The organism is Streptomyces sp. NPDC050842 (genome assembly GCF_044456565.1).
Taxonomy (GTDB): domain Bacteria; phylum Actinomycetota; class Actinomycetes; order Streptomycetales; family Streptomycetaceae; genus Streptomyces.
Genome location: NZ_JBITGA010000008.1, coordinates 159,341 through 178,738 on the forward strand (window position 1 = coordinate 159,341; position 19,398 = coordinate 178,738).

At 72.3% G+C, this 19,398-nt stretch carries 20 protein-coding genes; 14 read left to right on the plus strand and 6 right to left on the minus strand.

Features of this window, described 5'->3' with window-relative positions; all coding sequences use genetic code 11:
• The first annotated feature begins 21 nt into the window (after positions 1–21).
• Positions 22–987, plus strand: a complete 966-nt coding sequence (locus ACIBG6_RS26865; protein WP_399225167.1) for a glycosyltransferase family 2 protein — start codon at positions 22–24, stop codon at positions 985–987.
• A gap of 3 nt (positions 988–990) precedes the next feature.
• Positions 991–2,415, plus strand: a complete 1,425-nt coding sequence (locus ACIBG6_RS26870; protein WP_399225168.1) for a polysialyltransferase family glycosyltransferase — start codon at positions 991–993, stop codon at positions 2,413–2,415.
• 9 nt (positions 2,416–2,424) lie between these two features.
• Here ACIBG6_RS26870 and ACIBG6_RS26875 read toward each other — a convergent pair whose 3' ends face one another.
• The gene (locus ACIBG6_RS26875; protein WP_399225169.1) at positions 2,425–3,204 is read right to left on the minus strand and encodes a VOC family protein; all 780 of its coding nucleotides are present in this window, start codon (positions 3,202–3,204) and stop codon (positions 2,425–2,427) included.
• 167 nt (positions 3,205–3,371) lie between these two features.
• Here ACIBG6_RS26875 and ACIBG6_RS26880 point away from each other — a divergent pair, with 167 nt between their 5' ends.
• Complete coding sequence (locus ACIBG6_RS26880; protein ID WP_399225170.1) at positions 3,372–4,199, plus strand: sulfurtransferase; 828 nt, start codon at positions 3,372–3,374, stop codon at positions 4,197–4,199.
• Positions 4,200–4,300: 101 nt separating this feature from the next.
• Here the strand turns inward: ACIBG6_RS26880 and sepH are convergent, their stop codons facing one another.
• Positions 4,301–5,365 (minus strand): septation protein SepH, encoded by a 1,065-nt coding sequence (gene sepH / locus ACIBG6_RS26885; protein ID WP_399225171.1) that lies wholly within the window; start codon positions 5,363–5,365, stop codon positions 4,301–4,303.
• Between the two features lie 450 nt (positions 5,366–5,815).
• Here sepH and ACIBG6_RS26890 point away from each other — a divergent pair, with 450 nt between their 5' ends.
• Positions 5,816–6,829, plus strand: a complete 1,014-nt coding sequence (locus ACIBG6_RS26890; RefSeq protein ID WP_399225172.1) for a hypothetical protein — start codon at positions 5,816–5,818, stop codon at positions 6,827–6,829.
• Between the two features lie 3 nt (positions 6,830–6,832).
• Here ACIBG6_RS26890 and ACIBG6_RS26895 read toward each other — a convergent pair whose 3' ends face one another.
• Positions 6,833–8,173: a D-arabinono-1,4-lactone oxidase gene (locus ACIBG6_RS26895; RefSeq protein WP_399225173.1), complete on the minus strand. Its 1,341-nt coding sequence runs from the start codon at positions 8,171–8,173 to the stop codon at positions 6,833–6,835.
• Entirely contained in the window at positions 8,112–9,377 is a 1,266-nt protein-coding gene (locus ACIBG6_RS26900) for an MFS transporter (protein WP_399225174.1), read from the minus strand. The genes ACIBG6_RS26895 and ACIBG6_RS26900 overlap by 62 nt, the downstream gene beginning before the upstream one ends.
• 207 nt (positions 9,378–9,584) lie before the next feature.
• On the opposite strand from ACIBG6_RS26900, the gene ACIBG6_RS26905 reads away from it, so the two are divergent.
• Both ACIBG6_RS26905 and ACIBG6_RS26910 read left to right on the plus strand, forming a co-directional pair.
• Positions 9,585–10,712 (plus strand): ferrochelatase, encoded by a 1,128-nt coding sequence (locus ACIBG6_RS26905; RefSeq protein WP_399225175.1) that lies wholly within the window; start codon positions 9,585–9,587, stop codon positions 10,710–10,712.
• 36 nt (positions 10,713–10,748) lie between these two features.
• Entirely contained in the window at positions 10,749–11,549 is an 801-nt protein-coding gene (locus ACIBG6_RS26910) for an inositol monophosphatase family protein (RefSeq protein WP_399225391.1), read from the plus strand.
• A gap of 73 nt (positions 11,550–11,622) precedes the next feature.
• Here ACIBG6_RS26910 and ACIBG6_RS26915 read toward each other — a convergent pair whose 3' ends face one another.
• Positions 11,623–11,796 carry a hypothetical protein gene (locus ACIBG6_RS26915; RefSeq protein WP_317599935.1) on the minus strand — a complete coding sequence of 58 codons (174 nt, stop codon included), beginning with the start codon at positions 11,794–11,796 and terminating at the stop codon, positions 11,623–11,625.
• A 385-nt stretch (positions 11,797–12,181) separates the two neighbouring features.
• Here ACIBG6_RS26915 and ACIBG6_RS26920 point away from each other — a divergent pair, with 385 nt between their 5' ends.
• The 4 genes from ACIBG6_RS26920 (at position 12,182) to ACIBG6_RS26935 (ending at position 15,859) form a co-directional block, all read left to right on the plus strand.
• The gene (locus ACIBG6_RS26920) at positions 12,182–12,835 is read left to right on the plus strand and encodes a response regulator transcription factor (RefSeq protein ID WP_024758527.1); all 654 of its coding nucleotides are present in this window, start codon (positions 12,182–12,184) and stop codon (positions 12,833–12,835) included.
• A gap of 4 nt (positions 12,836–12,839) precedes the next feature.
• On the plus strand, positions 12,840–14,078 hold the full coding sequence (locus tag ACIBG6_RS26925; protein ID WP_399225176.1) for a sensor histidine kinase: 1,239 nt from the start codon (positions 12,840–12,842) through the stop codon (positions 14,076–14,078).
• A gap of 395 nt (positions 14,079–14,473) precedes the next feature.
• A complete protein-coding gene (locus tag ACIBG6_RS26930; protein ID WP_003955561.1) occupies positions 14,474–14,770 on the plus strand; it encodes a DUF4193 domain-containing protein in 297 nt (98 codons plus the stop codon).
• Between the two features lie 12 nt (positions 14,771–14,782).
• A complete protein-coding gene (locus ACIBG6_RS26935; RefSeq protein ID WP_399225177.1) occupies positions 14,783–15,859 on the plus strand; it encodes a hypothetical protein in 1,077 nt (358 codons plus the stop codon).
• 81 nt (positions 15,860–15,940) lie between these two features.
• Here the strand turns inward: ACIBG6_RS26935 and ACIBG6_RS26940 are convergent, their stop codons facing one another.
• Positions 15,941–16,507, minus strand: coding sequence for a DUF3093 domain-containing protein (locus ACIBG6_RS26940; RefSeq protein WP_399225178.1), 567 nt, complete (start codon positions 16,505–16,507; stop codon positions 15,941–15,943).
• 58 nt (positions 16,508–16,565) lie between these two features.
• Between ACIBG6_RS26940 and ACIBG6_RS26945 the strand changes: the two genes are divergently transcribed.
• The 4 genes from ACIBG6_RS26945 (at position 16,566) to ACIBG6_RS26960 (ending at position 19,323) form a co-directional block, all read left to right on the plus strand.
• Entirely contained in the window at positions 16,566–17,150 is a 585-nt protein-coding gene (locus ACIBG6_RS26945) for a PaaI family thioesterase (RefSeq protein WP_399225179.1), read from the plus strand.
• Positions 17,150–17,662, plus strand: a complete 513-nt coding sequence (gene dut / locus ACIBG6_RS26950) for a dUTP diphosphatase (RefSeq protein ID WP_024758522.1) — start codon at positions 17,150–17,152, stop codon at positions 17,660–17,662. The genes ACIBG6_RS26945 and dut overlap by 1 nt, the downstream gene beginning before the upstream one ends.
• A gap of 1 nt (position 17,663) precedes the next feature.
• The gene (locus ACIBG6_RS26955; protein WP_399225180.1) at positions 17,664–18,434 is read left to right on the plus strand and encodes a DUF3710 domain-containing protein; all 771 of its coding nucleotides are present in this window, start codon (positions 17,664–17,666) and stop codon (positions 18,432–18,434) included.
• 136 nt (positions 18,435–18,570) lie between these two features.
• On the plus strand, positions 18,571–19,323 hold the full coding sequence (locus ACIBG6_RS26960; protein ID WP_399225181.1) for an ABC transporter ATP-binding protein: 753 nt from the start codon (positions 18,571–18,573) through the stop codon (positions 19,321–19,323).
• Positions 19,324–19,398 lie beyond the last annotated feature (75 nt).

The following is a 19,398-nucleotide window of genomic DNA, read 5'->3' on the forward strand; positions in this document are numbered from 1 at the left end:
GATTCAGTGTGGGGATTCCGAGTGCCAAAGCTGTCCGTCGTCGTCCCGTTCCACAATGTCGGGCCCTATGCGCCCGACACCCTGCGCAGTCTCGCGAACAACGCGAACCCGGAATTCGAGTTCCTGCTGATCGACGACTGCTCGACGGACGACACCCCGGAAATCCTCGACCGCTGGCGCGACCGCCTGCCGAACGCCACCGTCATCCGGCACGAGACGAATCTCGGCGTCGCCCAGGCGCGTAACACCGGAATCGACGCGGCGAAGGGCGACTACCTCACCTTCCTGGACGGCGACGACTGGTACGCGCCCGGCCACCTGAGCGCCGCCGTGGCCGGAATCTCCCGCCTGGACTGCGATTTCGCCCGTACCGACCACGTCCTCGCGGAAGGCCGCAAGCGACAGATCAAGTACGCTCCCGCCAAGATCCGCGACGCGGTGATGGACCCCAGGGACGGCATCTCGCCCGCCAGCATGGTGACAATGGTCGACTATCCCTTCGTCCCCTTCGGCATTTACAGCGGAAAGCTCTTCGAGAACGGCGCCTCGCGTTTCGAGACCTCGCTGAAAACAGCCGAGGACCGTCTCTGGGTCTGGCGCCTCCACCTCAAGGCCCGGACGTTCGCGGCGCTTTCCCTGCACGGTGTCTTCTACCGCCGGGGCGTCACCACCTCGCTCACCCAGATCACCGACAACCGGCAGCTGGACTTCATCACCTCGTACGATCTCCTGCTCGACGACGTCTCCCGGGACGCCGAGGCGGACCGCTTCCTGCCGAAGGCCGTCCGCACCTACTGCGCGATGATCGCCTTCCACATGGGCAAGGTCGGGAAGTACGAACCCGAGGTCGCAGCGCAGCTGCGCACCGACGTCGGCGACGCCCTGCGCCGCATGCCGCAGCAGGTCCTCGACGAGACCCTCACCACCATGGACACCCCTCGCAGCACCCTCCTCCGGAGCCTGCGCGAAACCGGAAGGACCGCCTGACCCATGGCTCCCGACACGCACTCCGCCATGGCCGCCGACCCCCGCCTGGTGCAGATCTTCCAGGTGTCCACCCTCTACGGCGCGGCCACCCTCGCGGCCGCGCTGGACGCCGGACAGTTCGGCCCCCGCGAGGACGCCCGCCGGCTCCTGCTGATCTCGCACAACGCCGAGATCCCGGAGACCGCGCTGCGCCTGGAGACGATGACCGGCTACGAGCGGATCGCCGCCCGCTTCGACGGCACGCTCGACTGGAACGAGACGATCCACCCGTACCACCCCGCCGCCTGGGCACCCCGGCCCGAGGAGTCCCCGCTCTGGCAGCGCGTACTGCGGAGCGCCTGGGACCTCGGCACCGCACGGGTCGAGCTGATCGTCGAATCCATCCAGGTCAACCCCGCCAAGGCCCTCGCCGCCGCCTTCCCCGAGAGCTCGGTCGACGTCTACGCGGACGGCCTCATGAGCTACGGCCCGACGCGCTCCGACCTCGCCCAGTCGATCGCCATCCGCATCCGCCGCGTCCTCCACCTCGACCTGGTGCCGGGGCTGCGGCCCCTGCTCCTGAGCGAGTACGGGGTCGAGCCCGAGCTCGTCCCCGACAGCGCCTTCCGCGCGGTGCTCGCCGAGATCGCCGAAGCCTCCCGCGCCGACGAGGCGGCCGACGAGCGGGCGGACGCGGACGGAGGCTCTCCGATCGCACGGGCCGTCGCCGCCGAGCCGACGGCCCTCCTGCTCGGCCAGTACCTCGCCGCCCTCAACCTCCTCACCGCCGAGGAGGAAGAGGAGCTGCACGTCCGGATGCTGCGCGGAGCGGCCGCGGCCGGACACACCTCGGTGGTCTTCAAGCCGCACCCGACGGCACCCGTCCGCTACTCCCAGGCCCTCGACGAGGAGGCGGCGGAGCTCGGCGTACGGCTGACGGTCCTCGACGGGCCGCTGCTCGCCGAGACCTTCTACGAGCGGTGCCGGCCGCGGCTCGTCGTCGGCTGCTTCTCCACGGCGATGCTCACCGCCGCCGTCTACTACGGCATCCCGATCGCCCGCGTGGGCACGGTCGAGGTCCTCGAACGGCTCACCCCCTTCGAGAACAGCAACCGGATCCCGCTCACCGTCGTCGACCACCTGGTCGCGGACCTGGAAGAGGGCGAGGAGCCCGCGGTCCCCGGAGTGGCCCCGGACTCACTCGCACCCCTGGTACGGGCCGTCGGCTACTGCATGCGGCACAAGAGCCACCCGGGGCTCCGCGAGGAGGCCACCCGCTTCCTGGCCGAGCACCACGCGGAGCCGGGCGTCGCGCACCACTTCACGGCGCTGCGGCTGACGCAGCTCGGCCTGCCGGGCGCGGCGGAGGCCGCCGTCCCCGAGCCGGCCGTCGCCGCCACCGGCACGTCCCGGTTCCGCCGCGGCCTCGCCCGGTCCCGCAAGGCCTGACCTGTCCGATCAAGCCCCGTGGTCGACGGACCTGACGAGCGTGAACACCGCGCCCTCCGGGTCCGTCACCAGGGCCTGCCGCCCCGCCGTGCCGTTCCTCGGCGGCCTCAGCACATGCCCGCCGAGCTCGGCGACGAGCCGGGCGGCGCCGTCCGTGTCCTCGACCTCGAAGTACGTCATCCAGTGCGCGCCCCGGTCCCTGGGCAGCGCGTTCCCCACGCCGTGCAGGGACGCCACCGGGCGTCCGTCCAGGTGCAGCGTGGCGAAGTCGAAGTCGGCGGAGACGACCGGCTCCACCTCGTAGCCGAAGATCGACCGGTAGAACTTGGCGACCGAGGACGTCTCGTACGTGAGGAGCTCGTTCCACACAGGGGTCCCCGGCGGCCCCGCGGTCGCCGTGCCGTGGTGCGCCTCCGCCTGCCAGACGCCGAAGACCGCGCCGACCGGGTCGGAGCAGATCGCCAGGCGGCCGGCCTCGCCCGCGTCCAGCGGGCCGACCGCGACGGTGCCACCGCAGCAGCGGATCGTCTCGGCGGTCTCGTCGGCGTCGTCGGTAGCCAGATACGTGGTCCAGGCGATGGGCAGATGCCGGTCGGGCGGCAGCTGGCCGATGCCCGCCACCTCCTTGCCGTCGAGCAGTGCCCGGACGTAAGGGCCGAGGTGCTGCGGGCCGGGCACGAACTCCCAGCCGAAGAGCGCGTTGTAGAACTCCTGTGTCCCGTCAAGCCCGTGCACCATCAGGCTCACCCAGCAGGGTGTGCCGGGGGTGCGCCGAGTCGCCTCGGTCATCGTCACTCTCTCCTCGGACCATCGTCGTGGCCGTGCCCTAGGGCCGATGGTCGCACCGACGGGCGGGCGGCGCGTCCCGGCCGCACCGCCAATCGGGGGGCGCGTTGGCGCGCGACGACGTCGGGATGTCCCTCCGCGGCCATGCCGGCTGCGCGAGGATGGCACCCATGAAGCCCATCATCTCCGCAAGCGAACTTCTGAGCGAGTCGGCCGGGGCGCGGCCGCCGGTCCTCCTGGACGTCCGCTGGACGCTCGCCGGCCCGCCCGGCCGGCCCGCGTACGAGGCCGGTCACCTCCCCGGCGCGGTCTACGTCGACCTGGACACGGAACTCGCCGGACCGCCCGGGAGCGGCGGGCGGCACCCGCTGCCCGACGTGGCGGCCTTCGGGGCCGCGATGCGCCGAGCGGGTGTCTCGGCGGGAGGGCCCGTCGTCGTCTACGACGGCGGTCTCGGCTGGGGTGCGGCCCGCGCCTGGTGGCTGCTCCGCTGGGCGGGTCACCCGGACGTGCGGGTCCTGGACGGCGGCCTCGCGGCCTGGACGGAGGAGCTCTCCGAGGAGATCCCCGAGCCGGAGCCGGGCGACTTCCGGCCGGCGCCGGGCGCGCTCGGACTGCTCGACGCCGACGGGGCGGCGGAGCTGGCCCGCGCCGGGCTGCTCCTGGACGCCCGGGCGGCGGAGCGCTACCGGGGTGACGTGGAGCCGATCGACCGGGTCGGCGGGCACATCCCGGGCGCGGTCTCGGCCCCGACGACGGAGAACGTCGACGCGGCCGGCCGGTTCCTGGGTGCCGACGCCCTGCGGGACCGTTTCACCACCCTGGGTGCGACCGGGGGCAATCCGGTCGCGGTCTACTGCGGCTCCGGCGTCTCCGGCGCCCATGAGGTCCTGGCCCTGGAGATCGCGGGCATCCCCGCGGCGCTGTACGCCGGCTCCTGGTCGGAGTGGTCGGGGGACCCCGCCCGCCCGGTGGCCACCGGACCGGACCCGCAGTAAGCAGTGACACCGAGCCGCGCCCCAGGCGAAAGGCGCACGCGAAAGGCCCGCGCCGGCGATCTGCCCGGCGCGGGCCCTTCACGTACCGGCGCGTAGGCCGGTCACTCCTGCTTCTTGCGCCGGGTGCCGAAGACGATCTCGTCCCAGCTGGGCACCGCGGCGCGGCGGCCGGGGCGGACGCCGTCGGCCTCGGCCTGGCGGTCGGTGGTGCCGGTGAGGCGGTCGCGGTGACCCGAGACGGCGCGCGGCATCAGGACGTCGGCGTACGCGGAACCCGCGCCCGCCGAGGCGGCCGGGGCCGGCGGCTCCTCCGCCTCCGACTCCTCCGAGGGCTCCGTGTCCGGAGGCTCGGGCACGACCATGTCGCCGCGGAAGCTCGGGACGGCCTCCAGGAGGCTCGTCAGCGTGTCCCGCTCCTCCTCCGGCTCGGGCGCCGGGGCGGGCGTCCTGTCCAGCCGGTCCATCTGGCGGTCGAGCGCCCGGTCCAGGGGCCTGTCCCGGGGCAGCCGGGCGATGCGCGGCACGAAGGGGAAGCTCGGCTCCGGCGCGGCGGCGATCGTGTCGTCCGTCTCGCCGATCAGCGCCCGCGCCTCGTCGTCCACGGCCTGGACGAGCCGCCTGGGCGGGTCGTACGTCCAGCTGGCCGTGTGGACCTCGCCCGCGACGCGGTAGACGAGCAGCACCTCCCAGGTGCCGTCGTCACGCCGCCACGAGTCCCACTGCACGGTGTCCTTGTCGGCGCCGCGCAGGAGCAGCCGCTCCTGCACCGCTTCGCCGAGCTGCGGGCCGCTGTTCTCGCCGGGCCTGCGGACCGGGGTCTTGCGGGCCCGCTCCGCCATGAAGGCGCGCTCCGCGAGGACGGGGCCCTCGAAGCGGCGTACGCGGTCGACGGGGATGCCGGCCATCTGGGCGACCTCCTCGGCGGAGGCACCGGCACGTATCCGCGCCTGGATGTCACGGGGGCGGAGGTGGCTCTCCACCTCGATCTCGATCTGACCGAGACGCGCGCGGTCGTTGCGCACGGCGGCGCGAAGGCGCTCGTCGATCGGAAGTGTGTACTCCGTGCTGTCAGCAGCCTTCAGCACCAGTCGTGTGCCGTCGTTGGAGACGGCCACGACACGCAGTTCGGGCATGGGGACCTCCCGGGTGGTGCCTGCCGACGTCACGTGCGTCGCTGCTTCCGCTAGTCGAGTGTGGCCTGCCCGGGTGCAGCCTGCCACTACCTTGCCGAGTTGCCCGGCGTGTCGGGCATGGACCCTGGGGCGTCGTTATGGCACGGTTACCTGTTCGCCACTCAGAGTGACTGACGGTCACGCTGTGCAGCGGGTCTCCGTGCGGTGCGCGACGCCGCCGGTTCGAGTGCCACGTTCGGCCCCCTCCCCGATCCCGGGCACCCGTGAAGGCGTCCGGACCCAGGGTTCGCCAATGTACTCCATTCGGGCCACTTGGGTGGACCGGCGCGCCGGTCAACTTCTCGGGCGGTACGGGAGTTGAGTCTCCGCGATCTTCCCTCTTACGTGTCCCTCTTCACAGAACCAGCGGAAGCGGAACTATTACCTCCGCCCATTTGTCCCTTCTGAGTGCAAGGCGAACGGATGAGTCATCAGGGGTTGGAGATGCGCCACAGGCCGGAGACCGACACGGACGAGCCGGAGAATCCGGAGAAGACGGAGGTGGGACAGGGGGCGAGCACCTCGGGGGAGAGCGAACGCGGCAGAAGAAGGATCGACCTGAGCGTGGCCCAGGTCTCGGGCAGTGCCCTGGCCGCGGTCATCGCCGCCAAGCTCGCCTCCACCCTCGGCGTGTACGGCACGATCGTCGGCGCCGGCATGATCAGCATCATCGCCACCTGCGGCGGTCCGCTCTTCCAGCACCTCTTCAAGCGCACCGGCGAGCAGGTGCGCGACGCGACGGCCGCCGCCAAGCCCAAGGGCCGCCAGGTGCCCTTCCCGGCCGCGCGTCCGGCGGGGGACGAGGACCGGCGGACGATGATGCTCGGCACGATCGCGCGCCCCGGGGCGTACGCCGTCCCGGGCGGCGAGCAGACCGACGAGGAGTTCGGCGCGGCGACCACGCACGGCACCCGCGTCCGCGGCTGGAAGCGCCCGGCGATCGCCGCGGCCCTGGTCTTCGGCGTCACCATGGGCGGCATCACGGCCTACGAGCTGGTCTCCGGGCAGGACTTCAGCGGCACCCAGGGGACCACCACCTTCGGCTCCGTCGTCCGCGGGAGCTCCGGGCAGGACGCGCCGGACCGGGGCGAGACCCCCGCGCCGACGCCGTCAGGATCCGCCGGCGACACCGGACAGCGGGAGGACGGCGACGGCACCCCCGCGACGGGCGCCACAACGGACCCGGGCGACCCGGGCACCGGCGGGACCGGCACCGCGACGCCCGACCCGGAGTCGACGTCCGAGGGCTCCACCGACGGCGGATCGACGCCCGCTCCGACGCCGACCGGCCCCACGACCGACCCGACCGACCCGGCGGAACCGACGGAGCCGGCCGAGCCCACGACGCCGACGGAGCCTACGGATCCGGCGCCGCCGACCGCGCCGACCGAGGCCCCGACCACCGGCGCCGCCGATCCGGGGACCCCGTCGGCCCCGGCCACGGGCGCCGCCGGGTGACCGTCAGTCGCCCAGGACCCGGCGCAGGTAGTCGTTGGCGAAGAGCCGGTCCGGGTCCAGCCGGTCGCGCAGCGCCGTGAACTCGGCGAAGCGCGGGTAGACCTCGGAGAAGTAGGCGGCGTCACGGGTGTGGACCTTGCCCCAGTGGGGGCGCCCCCCGTGCGCCGTCATGATGCGCTCCACCGCGGTGAAGTACGCGCGGTGGGGCGTTCCCTTGTAGAGGTGCACGGCGATGTAGGCGGTCTCCCGCCCGGAGGCCGTGGACAGGACGATGTCGTCTGCGGGGGCGGTGCGCACCTCCACCGGGAAGCTCACCTTGAGCGGCGAGCGCTCGACCATCTCCTTGACCTCGCGCAGTGCGGCGACCGCGGTCTCACGCGGCAGCGCGTACTCCATCTCCAGGAAGCGCACGCGGCGCGGCGAGGTGAAGACCTTGTACGGGATGTCGGTGTACGTACGGGCCGACAGGGCCCGGCTGGAGACCTTGGCGATCGAGGGGATGACCGGCGGGACCGCGCGGCCCAGCGAGCAGGCCACCTGGAACAGCCCGTTGGAGAGGAGCTCGTCCTCGATCCAGCCGCTCACCTTCCCGGGAGGGGCGGCGGGGCCCGCGCTGCGGTTGTTGCGCTTGGTGTTGCAGTTGTCCGTGTGGGGGAACCAGTAGAACTCGAAGTGCTCGTTCTCCGCGTGCAGCGCGTCGAACTCCGAGGCGACCCGGTCGAAGGTCATCGGCTCCTCGCGCGCGGTGAGCAGGAAGACCGGCTCCACCGCGAAGGTGATCGCCGTGACCACACCGAGGGCGCCGAGCCCGATCCGGGCGGCCGCGAAGACCTCCGGATTCTCCTTCTCCGAGCACGTCAGCAGCTGCCCGTCCGCCGTGACCAGCTCCAGCTCACGGATCTGCGCCGCTATCGAGGCGGAGTCGCGGCCCGTGCCGTGCGTGCCCGTGGAGGTGGCCCCGGCGACGGTCTGCTCCATGATGTCGCCCATGTTCGTGAGCGACAGGCCCTCCCGGGCCAGCGCCACGTTGAGCCGCTTGAGCGGAGTGCCCGACTCGACCGTGACGGTCATCGCCTCGCGGTCGAGCCGCCGGATCCCGGTCAGCAGCCCCGGCCGGATCAGCACGCCGTCGGTGGCCGCGATCGAGGTGAAGGAGTGGCCCGTACCGACCGTCTTCACCCGCAGCCCGTCCGCGGCGGCCTTGCGCACCACCTCGGCGAGCTCCTCGGCCGAGGCCGGGCTCACCTCCCGTACCGGACGGGAGGTGACGTTCCCCGCCCAGTTACGCCACGGGCTGCTCGCCGTCCTGGTGCTCCCCGAGCCCGCTGTTGTCGTCCCGCTCACGCTTCCCCTCCCGGTCCGGTGCCGGCTTGCGCAGCCGGCGGTGTCCGAGGAGACCCACCGCGACCGCGAGCGCACCCGAGACGACGGGCACCACGTACCCCGCCTCGGCCCCGGACGCGTCGACCACCCAGCCGGCGGCCGAGGAGCCGAGCGCCACGCCGACCGCGAGCCCGGTACCCGTCCAGGTCATGCCCTCGGTCAGCTTGGTGCGCGGTACGTGCGCTTCGACGAGGGCCATCGTGGTCACCATCGTCGGTGCGATGGACAGGCCCGCGACAAAGAGCGCCACGGCCAGCAACGGCAAGTTCCCGGCCAGTAGGAGGGGGATCATACTCACGGCCATCGCGCAGACGCCCAGGAGCCAGCGCCGGGACGGCTCGCCCTTGAGGTGCAGGAGCCCGAAGACGGCGCCGGCGAGGCAGGAGCCCAGCGCGTAGACGGCCAGGACGAGGCTCGCGGCCGCCTTGTGCCCCTGCTCCTCGGCGAAGGCCACGGTCACCACGTCCACCGAGCCGAAGATGGCTCCGGTCGCGACGAAGGCGAGAGCCAGGACCTGGAGGCCGGGGGAGCGGAGCGCGGACACGCTCTTCTCGCCGATCTCCCGCGGGTGCGGCACGGGCTCCGTCGCGCGCTGCGAGGTCAGCCAGAAGACGCCGATGGCCAGGAACACCCCGGCGAACAGCGGGCCGGCCTCGGGGAACCAGGTCGTCGAGAGACCGATGGAGATGATCGGGCCGAAGATGAAGCACACCTCGTCGACGATCGACTCCCACGAGTACGCGGTGTGCAGGCGCCGCTCGTCGCCCCGGTAGATCTCCGCCCACCGGGACCGGGTCATCGCCCCGATGCTCGGCACGACGCCGATGACGGCCGTGAAGACGAAGAGCGTCCAGTCCGGGCTCTTCTGCTGCACGCAGACGAGGAGTCCGGCGGCACCGGCGAGCGAGATCAGCGTCACCGGGCGGAGCACCTTGCGCTGCCCGTGGCGGTCGACCAGGCGCGACACCAGGGGACCGAGGACCGCGGCGGACATCGCGAGCATCGCCGAAAGCGCGCCGGCGAGGCCGTACCTTCCGGTGACCTGCGAAATCATGGTGACGACGCCGATGCCCATCATGGACAGGGGCATGCGGCCGAGGAGACCGGCGACGGAGAACGAGGTCGTTCCGGGCGCCGCGAAGATCGCGCGGTAGGGGCTGGGCAAGAGGCTCTCCGGATCTCCGTGCTCCGGAGCGGGCTCCGCGCGACGACTCAACACGTGTAATTAATAGCTAAAGCCTACGGTGTTGAAGTCGATCGGTCATCCCCCTTTTTCGGACGAGCACCCTGATTCAGGACGAGTACCGGCGGCCGGACGCCGTCGGTCGGGCCGCGCCCTCCACCGTCGGAGGCGGGTGGGAGGATCGGTGCCATGTCCGATCAGCACGATCCCGCCCCGTACGACGCCCTGCTGCTGCTCTCGTTCGGCGGCCCCGAGGGCCCGGACGACGTGGTCCCGTTCCTGGAGAACGTGACGCGCGGCCGCGGCATTCCGAAGGAACGGCTCAAGGAAGTGGGGCAGCACTACTTCCTCTTCGGCGGCGTCAGCCCGATCAACGACCAGAACCGCGCGCTGCTCGACGCGCTGCGGACGGACTTCGCGGAGGCCGGCCTCGGCCTCCCGGTCCACTGGGGAAACCGGAACTGGGCGCCGTACCTCACCGACACCCTCCGCGAGATGATCACCGACGGCCGGCGCCACATCGCCGTCCTCACCACCAGCGCGTACGCCTCCTACTCCGGCTGCCGCCAGTACCGCGAGAACCTCGCCGACGCGCTCGCCACCCTGGAGGCGGAGGGGCTCCCGCTGCCCCGCGTCGACAAGCTCCGGCACTACTTCAACCACCCCGGCTTCGTCGAGCCCATGGTCGAGGGCGTCCTCGCCTCCCTCGCGGACCTCGACCCGTCCGTGCGCGACGGTGCCCACCTCGCCTTCACCACGCACTCCATCCCCGACTCCGCCGCCGACAGCTCCGGGCCGGTCTCCGAGCACGGCGAGGGCGGTGCCTACGTGCGGCAGCACCTCGACGTGGCACGGGTGATCGTCGAGGCGGTCCGTGAGGCGACCGGCGTCGCCCACCCCTGGAAGCTCGTCTACCAGTCCCGCAGCGGCGCACCGCACATCCCGTGGCTGGAGCCCGACATCTGCGACCACCTGGAGGAGCTGCACGGCGCCGGGGCGCCCGCGGCCGTGATGGTCCCCATCGGCTTCGTCTCCGACCACATGGAGGTCCTCTACGACCTCGACACGGAGGCCACGGCCAAGGCGGCCGAGCTCGGCCTGCCCGTCCGGCGCTCGGCGACCGTCGGGGCCGACCCGCGCTTCGCCGCGGCCGTCCGCGACCTCGTCCTGGAGCGCGCCGCGGGCGAGCGGGGCACCCGGGTGGAGCGGTGTGCCCTGGGCGCTCTCGGCGCCTCCCACGACCTGTGCCCGATCGGTTGCTGCCCGGCCAGGGCGGAGCGGCCGGCGGCGGCCGGTGCCGACAGCCCGTACGCGTAAGGAGCCCCAGTGACCGACCTGAACGGCGTGAACGACGTGAGCGACCCGCTGCTCGCCGAACTGCTGGACCTCGGCCTGGAGGCCGCACGGCGGGCCGGGGCGCTGCTGCGCGACGGCAGGCCGGACGACCTGGCCGTGGCGATGACCAAGTCGAGCCCCATCGACGTGGTCACCGAGATGGACATCGCCGCCGAGAAGCTGATCACCGGCTTCCTCGCCGAGCACCGCCCGCAGGACGGCTTCCTCGGCGAGGAGGGCGCGTCGAGCCCCGGCACGAGCGGGATCCGCTGGGTGATCGACCCGCTCGACGGCACCGTGAACTACCTCTACGGCCTGCCCACCTGGGCGGTCTCGATCGCCGCGGAGCGGGACGGCGAGACCGTGGTCGGCGTGGTCGAGGCGCCGATGCGCGGCGAGACGTACCTGGCGGCCCTCGGCGGCGGCGCGTACGCGGGGGAGCGGCGCCTCGCCGTCCGCCCGTCGCCCGAGCTCGACCAGGCCCTCGTGGGCACGGGCTTCGGATACGTGCAGTCCCGTCGCGCCCATCAGGCCGACGTCGCCCAGCGCGTGATCCCGCGCGTCCGCGACATCCGCCGGGGCGGTTCGGCCGCGATCGACCTCTGCGACGTCGCGGCGGGCCGCCTCGACGCGTACTACGAGCGCGGACTCAACCCCTGGGACCTCGCCGCGGGGGCGCTCATCGCCCGCGAGGCGGGTGCGCTGACCGGTGGCCGACCCGGCGAGCCGGAGTCCGGTGAGCTGACCCTGGCGGCCTCCCCGGGCGTCTTCGCGCCCCTCCAGGAGCTCCTGGAGGAGCTCGGCGCCTGGCACGACTAGCGAGACCGGACATGCGAGGGCCCCGGAGCCGGTACGGCTCCGGGGCCCTCGACGCGTGTACGGGCCGCGCCGGTCAGACGACCGGTGCGGAGACCTCCACGCCGTGCTCGGCGGCCAGGCGGTGCAGGTCGTCCAGCTCGGCCTGCTCGACGTCCGCGAGGAAGTCGTCGCCCGTCTCACGAGCACGCGTGAGGTCGGTTTGCGCGGCCCTGATCCGGTGCAGCAGGCCTGCGGTGAAAGCGTCCATCGTGCGCCCCCTCGTCGTGGGTCCGGTGGCACGGGGGTGTGCCGAGGGTGGATGGATCACACACTGTCGCCTCTGGGGGACAGAAGGCGGTAGGTGGCGCGCCACATACAGGGCGTGATCACGGGGTGTGCAGACGTCCTCCCCACCCCCTTCCTCACAGAAACCTCAACTGGCCCGTGAATCAGGTGAATTCTTCGCGGGCCATCGCGGAAGGAGTCACGCGCCCCACCTCGCGCCCCCTCCGCACCACCCCCCGCGCCCCGGGTCTCGCACATCCGTCTTACAGCCGGTTTACGCGCGTTCGGGGCAGGATGGACACGCACAGTCAGTGCTCAGGTTTCAGCCGGTCCGCCTTCGGACCGCGGCTCGAGGGAAGGACTACGACGTGCGTGTACTCGTCGTCGAGGACGAGCAGCTGCTCGCCGATGCGGTGGCCACCGGACTGCGCCGGGAGGCCATGGCCGTCGACGTCGTGTACGACGGCGCCGCGGCGCTGGAGCGCATCGGGGTGAACGACTACGACGTCGTCGTCCTCGACCGCGACCTCCCGCTCGTCCACGGCGACGACGTCTGCCGCAAGATCGTCGAGCTCGGCATGCCCACGCGCGTGCTGATGCTCACCGCGTCCGGCGACGTCAGCGACCGCGTCGAGGGCCTGGAGCTCGGCGCGGACGACTACCTTCCCAAGCCCTTCGCCTTCACCGAGCTCACCGCCCGCGTGCGTGCGCTCGGCCGGCGCACCACCGTGCCGCTGCCGCCCGTCCTGGAGCGCGCCGGCATCAAGCTCGACCCGAACCGCCGCGAGGTCTTCCGCGAGGGCAAGGAGGTCCAGCTCGCGCCGAAGGAGTTCGCCGTCCTGGAGGTCCTCATGCGCAGCGAGGGCGCCGTCGTCTCGGCCGAGCAGCTCCTGGAGAAGGCCTGGGACGAGAACACCGACCCCTTCACCAATGTCGTGCGCGTCACCGTCATGACCCTGCGCCGCAAGCTCGGCGAGCCCCCGGTCATCGTCACCGTGCCCGGCTCCGGGTACCGGATCTGACCCGATGCCCACCACCTCAGTGCCGCACCCCCAGGCGCCGCCGAAGCCGACCTGGGACCCCAGGGACCCGGTCCGGCCGCTCCTGCGCCCGACCATCCGGATACGGCTCACGCTGCTGTACGGCGGGATGTTCCTGATCGCCGGCATCCTGCTGCTCTCGATCATCTACCTCTTCACGGCGCAGACGCTGGGGGAGAGCGCGGCCAAACTGCCGTTCGAGATCGTCCAGGGCAAGGTGAAGCCCACCACGTCCTGGTGCGAGCTGCCCGTCCAGGGCAGTGGCAAGCAGTTCAACGACGCCGTGTCGGTCTGTCTGCGCTATCAGAGCGACCGGGCCCTGGAAGACCTCCTGCGCCGCTCGCTCTTCGCCCTGCTCGGCCTGAGCATCATCGCCTTCGCCTTCGGCTACGCCATGGCGGGACGGGTGCTCTCCCCGCTGGGCCGGATCACCCGTACCGCCCGCCAGGTGGCCGGTTCCGACCTGGCCCGCCGGATCGAGCTGGACGGCCCCGACGACGAGCTCAAGGAGCTCGCCGACACCTTCGACGAGATGCTGGAGCGCCTGGAGCGGGCCTTCACGGCCCAGCAGCGCTTCGTCGCGAACGCCTCGCACGAGCTGCGGACCCCGCTCGCGATCAACCGCACGCTCCTGGAGGTCCACCTCTCGGACCCCGGGGCCCCGGTGGAGCTCCAGCAGCTCGGCAAGACCCTGCTCGCGACCAACGAGCGCAGTGAGCAGCTCGTCGAGGGCCTGCTGCTGCTCGCCAGGAGCGACAATCAGATCATCGAGCGCAAGGCCGTCGACCTCGCCGAGGTCGCCTCCCGGGCGGTCGACCAGACGCACGCGGAGGCCGTGGCCAAGGGCGTCGAGATCCGGGGCGAGCGCCAGCCCGCGGTCGTCCAGGGCAACGGCGTCCTGCTGGAGCGGATCGCGCTGAACCTGCTCCAGAACGCCGTGCGGTACAACGTGCCGGAAGGAGGCTGGGTGGAGGTCACCACCGAGATCGAGCACGGCCAGGCCGCCCTGGTCGTCTCGAACACGGGACCGGTGGTCCCCGCGTACGAGATCGACAACCTCTTCGAGCCGTTCCGGAGGCTCCGGCAGGAGCGCACGGGAAGCGACAAGGGAGTCGGTCTCGGCCTGTCGATCGCGCGGTCCGTGGCGCGCGCCCACGGCGGCCGTATCATCGCGGAGCCCCGCGAGGGCGGTGGTCTCGTGATGCGTGTCACTCTGCCGATCTGACACACTGCACGAGCCGACCGGTTCCGTTCGCTTTGCGCGGAATTCTCGGGCCCCGATTCTGAGACGCTCATGTGTGATCGATCACAGGAGAGGGTGTCCGGATCTCCACTCTCCGTGACCGAGAAATCCCTCGGAAAACCAGGAAAAGTCCGGGTTTCCGGGGCCCGGAATGACGGGAAGTACACGGGGTGGCGCTTGTGAAGGGCGCCCCCAGGACCGTGTACGGTCCGGTTCGCCACCCCAAGCCGATCACTCGTGAGAGCGCTCGACGGGTGTCGATTGAGTAACAGACCTTGATGTGAGGCAAAATCTCCGCCTCAGGTCGGGCACAAGTCCGACCTCTCACGCGTTACGTGCGCTGGAGACACCGCAACTACCCAGAGGGGGAGAGCGACATGGCAACGGATTACGACACCCCACGCAAGACCGACGACGACGTCGACTCGGACAGCCTTGAAGAACTGAAGGCCCGCCGGAACGACAAGTCGACCTCGACCGTCGATGTCGACGAGTTCGAGGCCGCCGAAGGCCTGGAGCTTCCCGGCGCGGACCTCTCGAACGAAGAGCTGGCCGTCCGGGTCCTGCCCAAGCAGGCCGACGAGTTCACGTGCATGAGCTGCTTCCTCGTGCACCACCGCAGCCAGCTGGCCCGCGAGAAGAACGGCCAGCCGATCTGCCGCGACTGCGACTGAGACCGCTCGGCCGTGGCAGGCGAGACACCGTCCCGGAAGCGGCGTCTCCGGCTCCCTGGGAGCTCGGAGGCGTACAAGGGCGGCATGAGCCCGGCGGAGGGTGCCCAGACGGCCCCTGACGCCGAGCAGGCCGCTTCCCTGCCCTCCCTCGGTGCACGTGACGACGAGCGGGGCCCTTCGGCCTCGCTCGAAGCCGTCGTCGCGGACATCGAGGCGGTAACCGGCTTGCGCGTCGAGCCGGCCGCCGGGCCGGATGCGCCACGGCTCCCCGCTGAGCGGAGCGAGGGCCGGGGCGAAGCGCGCCAGGGGCGTCTGGACGCCGTCAGGCGGCTGGCCAACCCCGCGCGGGCACAGCTCGACAAGATCAAGATCGACAGCGACCGGATCGACGCCGTCCGGCGCGGCGTCGCGCGCAGCGTCAAGGACGGCGTGAAGCGCGGCGGCGACAGTGCCAAGGCGGGCATCGGCCATCTGGCCGACCGGCTGATCGATCTCGCCCCGCGGATCCCGGTCCGCGACCTGGCGACCCTGCGCAAACACTTCCCCGGGCTCGGACCCGAGGAGATCGCCGACAAGCTCGTCACGGGCGCGGCGAACGCGAGCTCGACCGTCGGCGCGGGCGTCGGCGCCGCCGCCATGCTTCCCGTACCGCCGGCCATGCCGGCCGAACTGGCGGCCGAGATCACCGGCGTCGCCGCCGTGGAACTCAAACTCATCGCCGAACTGCACGAGGTGTACGGACTGCGGCCGCCGGGCCGGATCACCCAGCGCTCGACGGCCTATCTGACCTCCTGGGCCGAGGAGCGGGGCATCGACCCCTCCAAGCCCACCACCGTCAACGCGGCACTCGGCGGGCAGCTCAAGCGCGAACTGCGCCAGCAGATCATGAAGCGCATGGTGCGCAACCTGCCGAACCTCACGCCCTTCATGGTCGGCGCCGCCGTCGGCGCGGTCATGAACCGGCGCGACACCAAGAAGCTCGCCGCGCACATCCGCAAGGACCTGCGCGCCCGCCAGGTCCCCTGGGACGCCCTCCGCGAGCTGCCCCCACTGGACCAGCCCGAGAACCCCAAGGAGCTCGGCTTCTAGCGCCCGATCCGCCGGACACACCCCAGCCGCTCACCGCCGGGGCCGGACGAGAAGACCCGGCCCGGGGCGGCGGCCGCGGGGTCAGGACTCGGCGCGTACGGACTCCAGGGCGGCCACCAGGGCCTCCGGCTCGCGGCTGGACAGGTACACGTAGGGCGTCGGGTCCGCCGGGTCCGTGACCTCGACCCGTACCGCCCGCGGCACATAGCTGCGCATCAGCATGAAGGCGCGCGGGTCGGCCTTGTGGGTGCGCCAGGCGCGCGCCTCCTCCGCGTCCAGCACCTCGGCCGCCCCGAGCGCCGAGACCGGGATCCGCGCGTCGCCCGCGACCAGCGAACCGGCGACCACCCGGACCCGGGCGGAGCCGTACGAGGAGACCGCCGCGCCGGCGAGCACCGCCGCCACGATCACACCGCCCAGCGTCGGGACCGTACCCAGCGGGAACATGACCAGGCCGCCGGAGAGACCGAGCAGGCCCGCGATGACCCACCACGAGCGGGGCGCCGTCAGCCGCTCGTCGAAGCGTGGCGCGGTCGCCGCCGAGGCCGTCACCGGGGACGACGCGACGGGCGTCCCGGTGGGCGACTCGGCGGACGACACGGGCGAAGGCTCGGAGGAGGGGGCGGGGGACGGCACGGAAGGCTGCATGCGTCCAAGCTTGGCACGGCGCGACCCGCGCCCGGCCGCGCGGGTAAGGTCTGCGCCTGTGACTGCAACATCTGCCGCCCTCACCCCGCCGGCCGACGCCATACCGCCGGTACGCCACCCCGACGCCCCGGCCCCCGGCGAGCTGCTCGGTTCGCACTACGAGCACTGCTTCGGGTGCGGCGGCGGGCAGCCCCACGGCCTGCACCTGGAGGCGCGGGCGGGCGAGGGCGTGACCGTCACCGCCGAGTTCACGGTGACCCCCGACCACCAGGGCGCCCCCGGCCTCGCGCACGGCGGCGTCCTCGCCACCGCGCTCGACGAGACCCTCGGCTCCCTGAACTGGCTGCTGCGGGTCATCGCCGTGACCGGCAGACTGGAGACCGACTTCGCCCGGCCCGTCCCGGTCGGCACCGTGCTCCACCTGGAGGCCGCGGTCACCGCCGTACACGGCCGCAAGATCTTCTCGACCGCCGTCGGCCGGATCGGCGGGCCCGAGGGCCCCGTCGCCGTCCGCGCCGAGGCACTCTTCATAGAGGTCAAGGTCGACCATTTCATCGACAACGGCCGCCCGGAGGAGATCCAGGCCGCCATGTCCGACCCCGACCAGGTCCGGCGCGCCCGCGCCTTCGAGGTGAACCCCTGATGCGCAACCCTGTCGACGTACTGATCCGGCGAGTGGACCCGGAGGTGCCGATCCCGGCCTACGGGCACCCCGGCGACGCCGGCGCCGACCTCGTGACCACCGAGGCCGCCGTCCTCGCCCCGGGGGAGCGCGCCGTGCTGCCCACCGGCGTCTCCATCGCGCTGCCGGACGGGTACGCGGCCTTCGTGCACCCGCGCTCCGGCCTGGCCGCCCGCTGCGGAGTCGCACTCGTGAATGCCCCGGGGACCGTGGATGCCGGGTACCGTGGAGAGATCAAAGTGATCGTGGTCAATCTCGACCCGCGCGAGAGCGTGCGGTTCGAGCGGTTCGACCGGATTGCCCAACTGGTCGTCCAGCAGGTCGAGAAGGTTCGCTTCCACGAGGTGGCGGAGCTTCCCGGCTCGGCGCGGGCCGAGGGGGGCTTCGGGTCCACCGGCGGCCATGCCGCCGTGGACGGCTCAACGGGTGGGAATCGATACGCTTCGGTCGTATCCGACCGGGAAGGACAGTGACGTGTTCGGACGTCGCAAGAAGAGCGGTGCCGCTGAGGACGCAGCGGGCGAGGCCGAGCAGGTCGTCGAGGAGGTCGAGTCCCGCGACGGCGAGGCATCGGCCGACGCGCCGCGTCGGGTGAACCTTCCGCCGGCGCCCCGGCCCGACGGACCGTGGGACATCTCCGAGGTCACCACGCCGGAGGACGGCCGCGTCGACCTCGGGGGCGTCTTCGTGCCCGGAGTCGAGGGCATGGAGCTGCGGGTCGAGGTGGCGGGCGACGCGATCGTCGCGGCCACCGTCGTGCTGCGCGACAGCGCCGTGCAGCTGCAGGCTTTCGCCGCCCCCAAGAACGAGGGCATCTGGGGCGAGGTCCGTGACGAGATCGCCACGGGCATCATCCAGCAGGGCGGTGTCATCGACGAGGTCGAGGGCCCCCTCGGCTGGGAGCTGCGGGCCCAGGTCCCCGTACAGCTGCCGGACGGCAACCGCGGCGTACAGCTCGTGCGCTTCGTGGGCGTCGACGGACCCCGCTGGTTCCTGCGCGGAGTGATCTCCGGGCAGGGCGCGGTGCAGCCGGACGCGGCCGGGCTCCTGGAGCAGATCGTGCGGGACACCGTGGTCGTCCGCGGCGAGGGCCCGATGGCCCCGCGCGACCCGATCGTCCTCAAGCTGCCGAACGACGCGCAGATGGTGCCGGACGGTGTCCAGCAGGAGGAGCAGGCGGAGTCCCGCTTCTCCGGCGGCATGGGCCAGCTCCAGCGCGGCCCGGAGGTCACCGAGATCCGCTGAGCCGCGATCGAGACACGAGCGGTGGGCCGCTTCCCGTACGAGACGTACGGGAAGCGGCCCACCGGCCGTTTTCCCCTTCGTACGGTCGCGGGCTCTGGCCCTGGGACCCGGCGGCGGACCATACTGGCGGGCGCACATGTCCGAGGAGGGGGAGCACACGGTGAGTGAGAGCAGCACGCGGTCCGGAACGGCCGTCGCCGAGGACCCGGCCGGCCTGCCGATGGTCCGGGTCGAGGACCTCCGGCGTTCGTACGGCACGGGCGAGGCCGCCGTCCACGCCCTGCGCGGGGTCTCCTTCGACATCCCGCGCGGCGAGCTCGTCGCCCTCAAGGGCCGCTCGGGCTCCGGCAAGACGACTCTGCTCAATCTCGTGGGCGGCCTCGACAGCGCGGACGGGGGCCGGATCGTCATCGACGGCACCGACCTCTCCACGCTCGGCGAGAACGGGCTCCTGGAGCTGCGCCGCGACCGGATCGGCTTCATCTTCCAGTCCTTCGGGCTGCTCCCGATCCTCTCCGCCGCCGAGAACGTCGGCGTACCCCTCCGGCTGCGGAAGGCCGACCCGAAGGAGCGCGAGGAGCGGGTCGCGCTGATGCTCTCCCTCGTGGGCCTCGCCGACCACGCGGCCCAGCGGCCCGGCGAGCTCTCCGGCGGTCAGCAGCAGCGGGTCGCCATCGCCCGCGCCCTCGCCAACAAGCCGGCTCTGCTGATCGCCGACGAACCGACCGGCCAGCTGGACGCGGAGACCGGGCTCGCCGTCATGGAGCTGCTGCGCGCGGTGGTGCGCAGCGAGGGCTGCACGGCCCTGGTCGCCACGCACGACCCCCAGCTCCTGGGCCTGGCGGACCGGGTCCTGGAGCTCAGCGACGGCGAGATCATCGAGCACTGAGGGACCGGGGCGGCTTCCTACGGCGCCGTCCCGCCATCAGAATCACGTCAATACCGCACCGTGACCTCCGCCCGC

What these genes read in the sequence shown, in the direction of transcription:
- ACIBG6_RS26880 (WP_399225170.1), top strand. Translation starts at nt 3,372, where the DNA reads ATGAAGCCCATCATCTCCGCAAGCGAACTTCTGAGCGAGTCGGCCGGG.
- ACIBG6_RS26905 (WP_399225175.1), top strand. Translation starts at nt 9,585, where the DNA reads ATGTCCGATCAGCACGATCCCGCCCCGTACGACGCCCTGCTGCTGCTC.
- ACIBG6_RS26960 (WP_399225181.1), top strand. Translation starts at nt 18,571, where the DNA reads ATGTCCGAGGAGGGGGAGCACACGGTGAGTGAGAGCAGCACGCGGTCC.
- ACIBG6_RS26930 (WP_003955561.1), top strand. Translation starts at nt 14,474, where the DNA reads ATGGCAACGGATTACGACACCCCACGCAAGACCGACGACGACGTCGAC.
- dut (WP_024758522.1), top strand. Translation starts at nt 17,150, where the DNA reads ATGCGCAACCCTGTCGACGTACTGATCCGGCGAGTGGACCCGGAGGTG.
- ACIBG6_RS26870 (WP_399225168.1), top strand. Translation starts at nt 991, where the DNA reads ATGGCTCCCGACACGCACTCCGCCATGGCCGCCGACCCCCGCCTGGTG.
- ACIBG6_RS26940 (WP_399225178.1), bottom strand. Translation starts at nt 16,507, where the DNA reads ATGCAGCCTTCCGTGCCGTCCCCCGCCCCCTCCTCCGAGCCTTCGCCC.
- ACIBG6_RS26925 (WP_399225176.1), top strand. Translation starts at nt 12,840, where the DNA reads ATGCCCACCACCTCAGTGCCGCACCCCCAGGCGCCGCCGAAGCCGACC.
- ACIBG6_RS26915 (WP_317599935.1), bottom strand. Translation starts at nt 11,796, where the DNA reads ATGGACGCTTTCACCGCAGGCCTGCTGCACCGGATCAGGGCCGCGCAA.
- ACIBG6_RS26875 (WP_399225169.1), bottom strand. Translation starts at nt 3,204, where the DNA reads ATGACCGAGGCGACTCGGCGCACCCCCGGCACACCCTGCTGGGTGAGC.
- ACIBG6_RS26890 (WP_399225172.1), top strand. Translation starts at nt 5,816, where the DNA reads ATGCGCCACAGGCCGGAGACCGACACGGACGAGCCGGAGAATCCGGAG.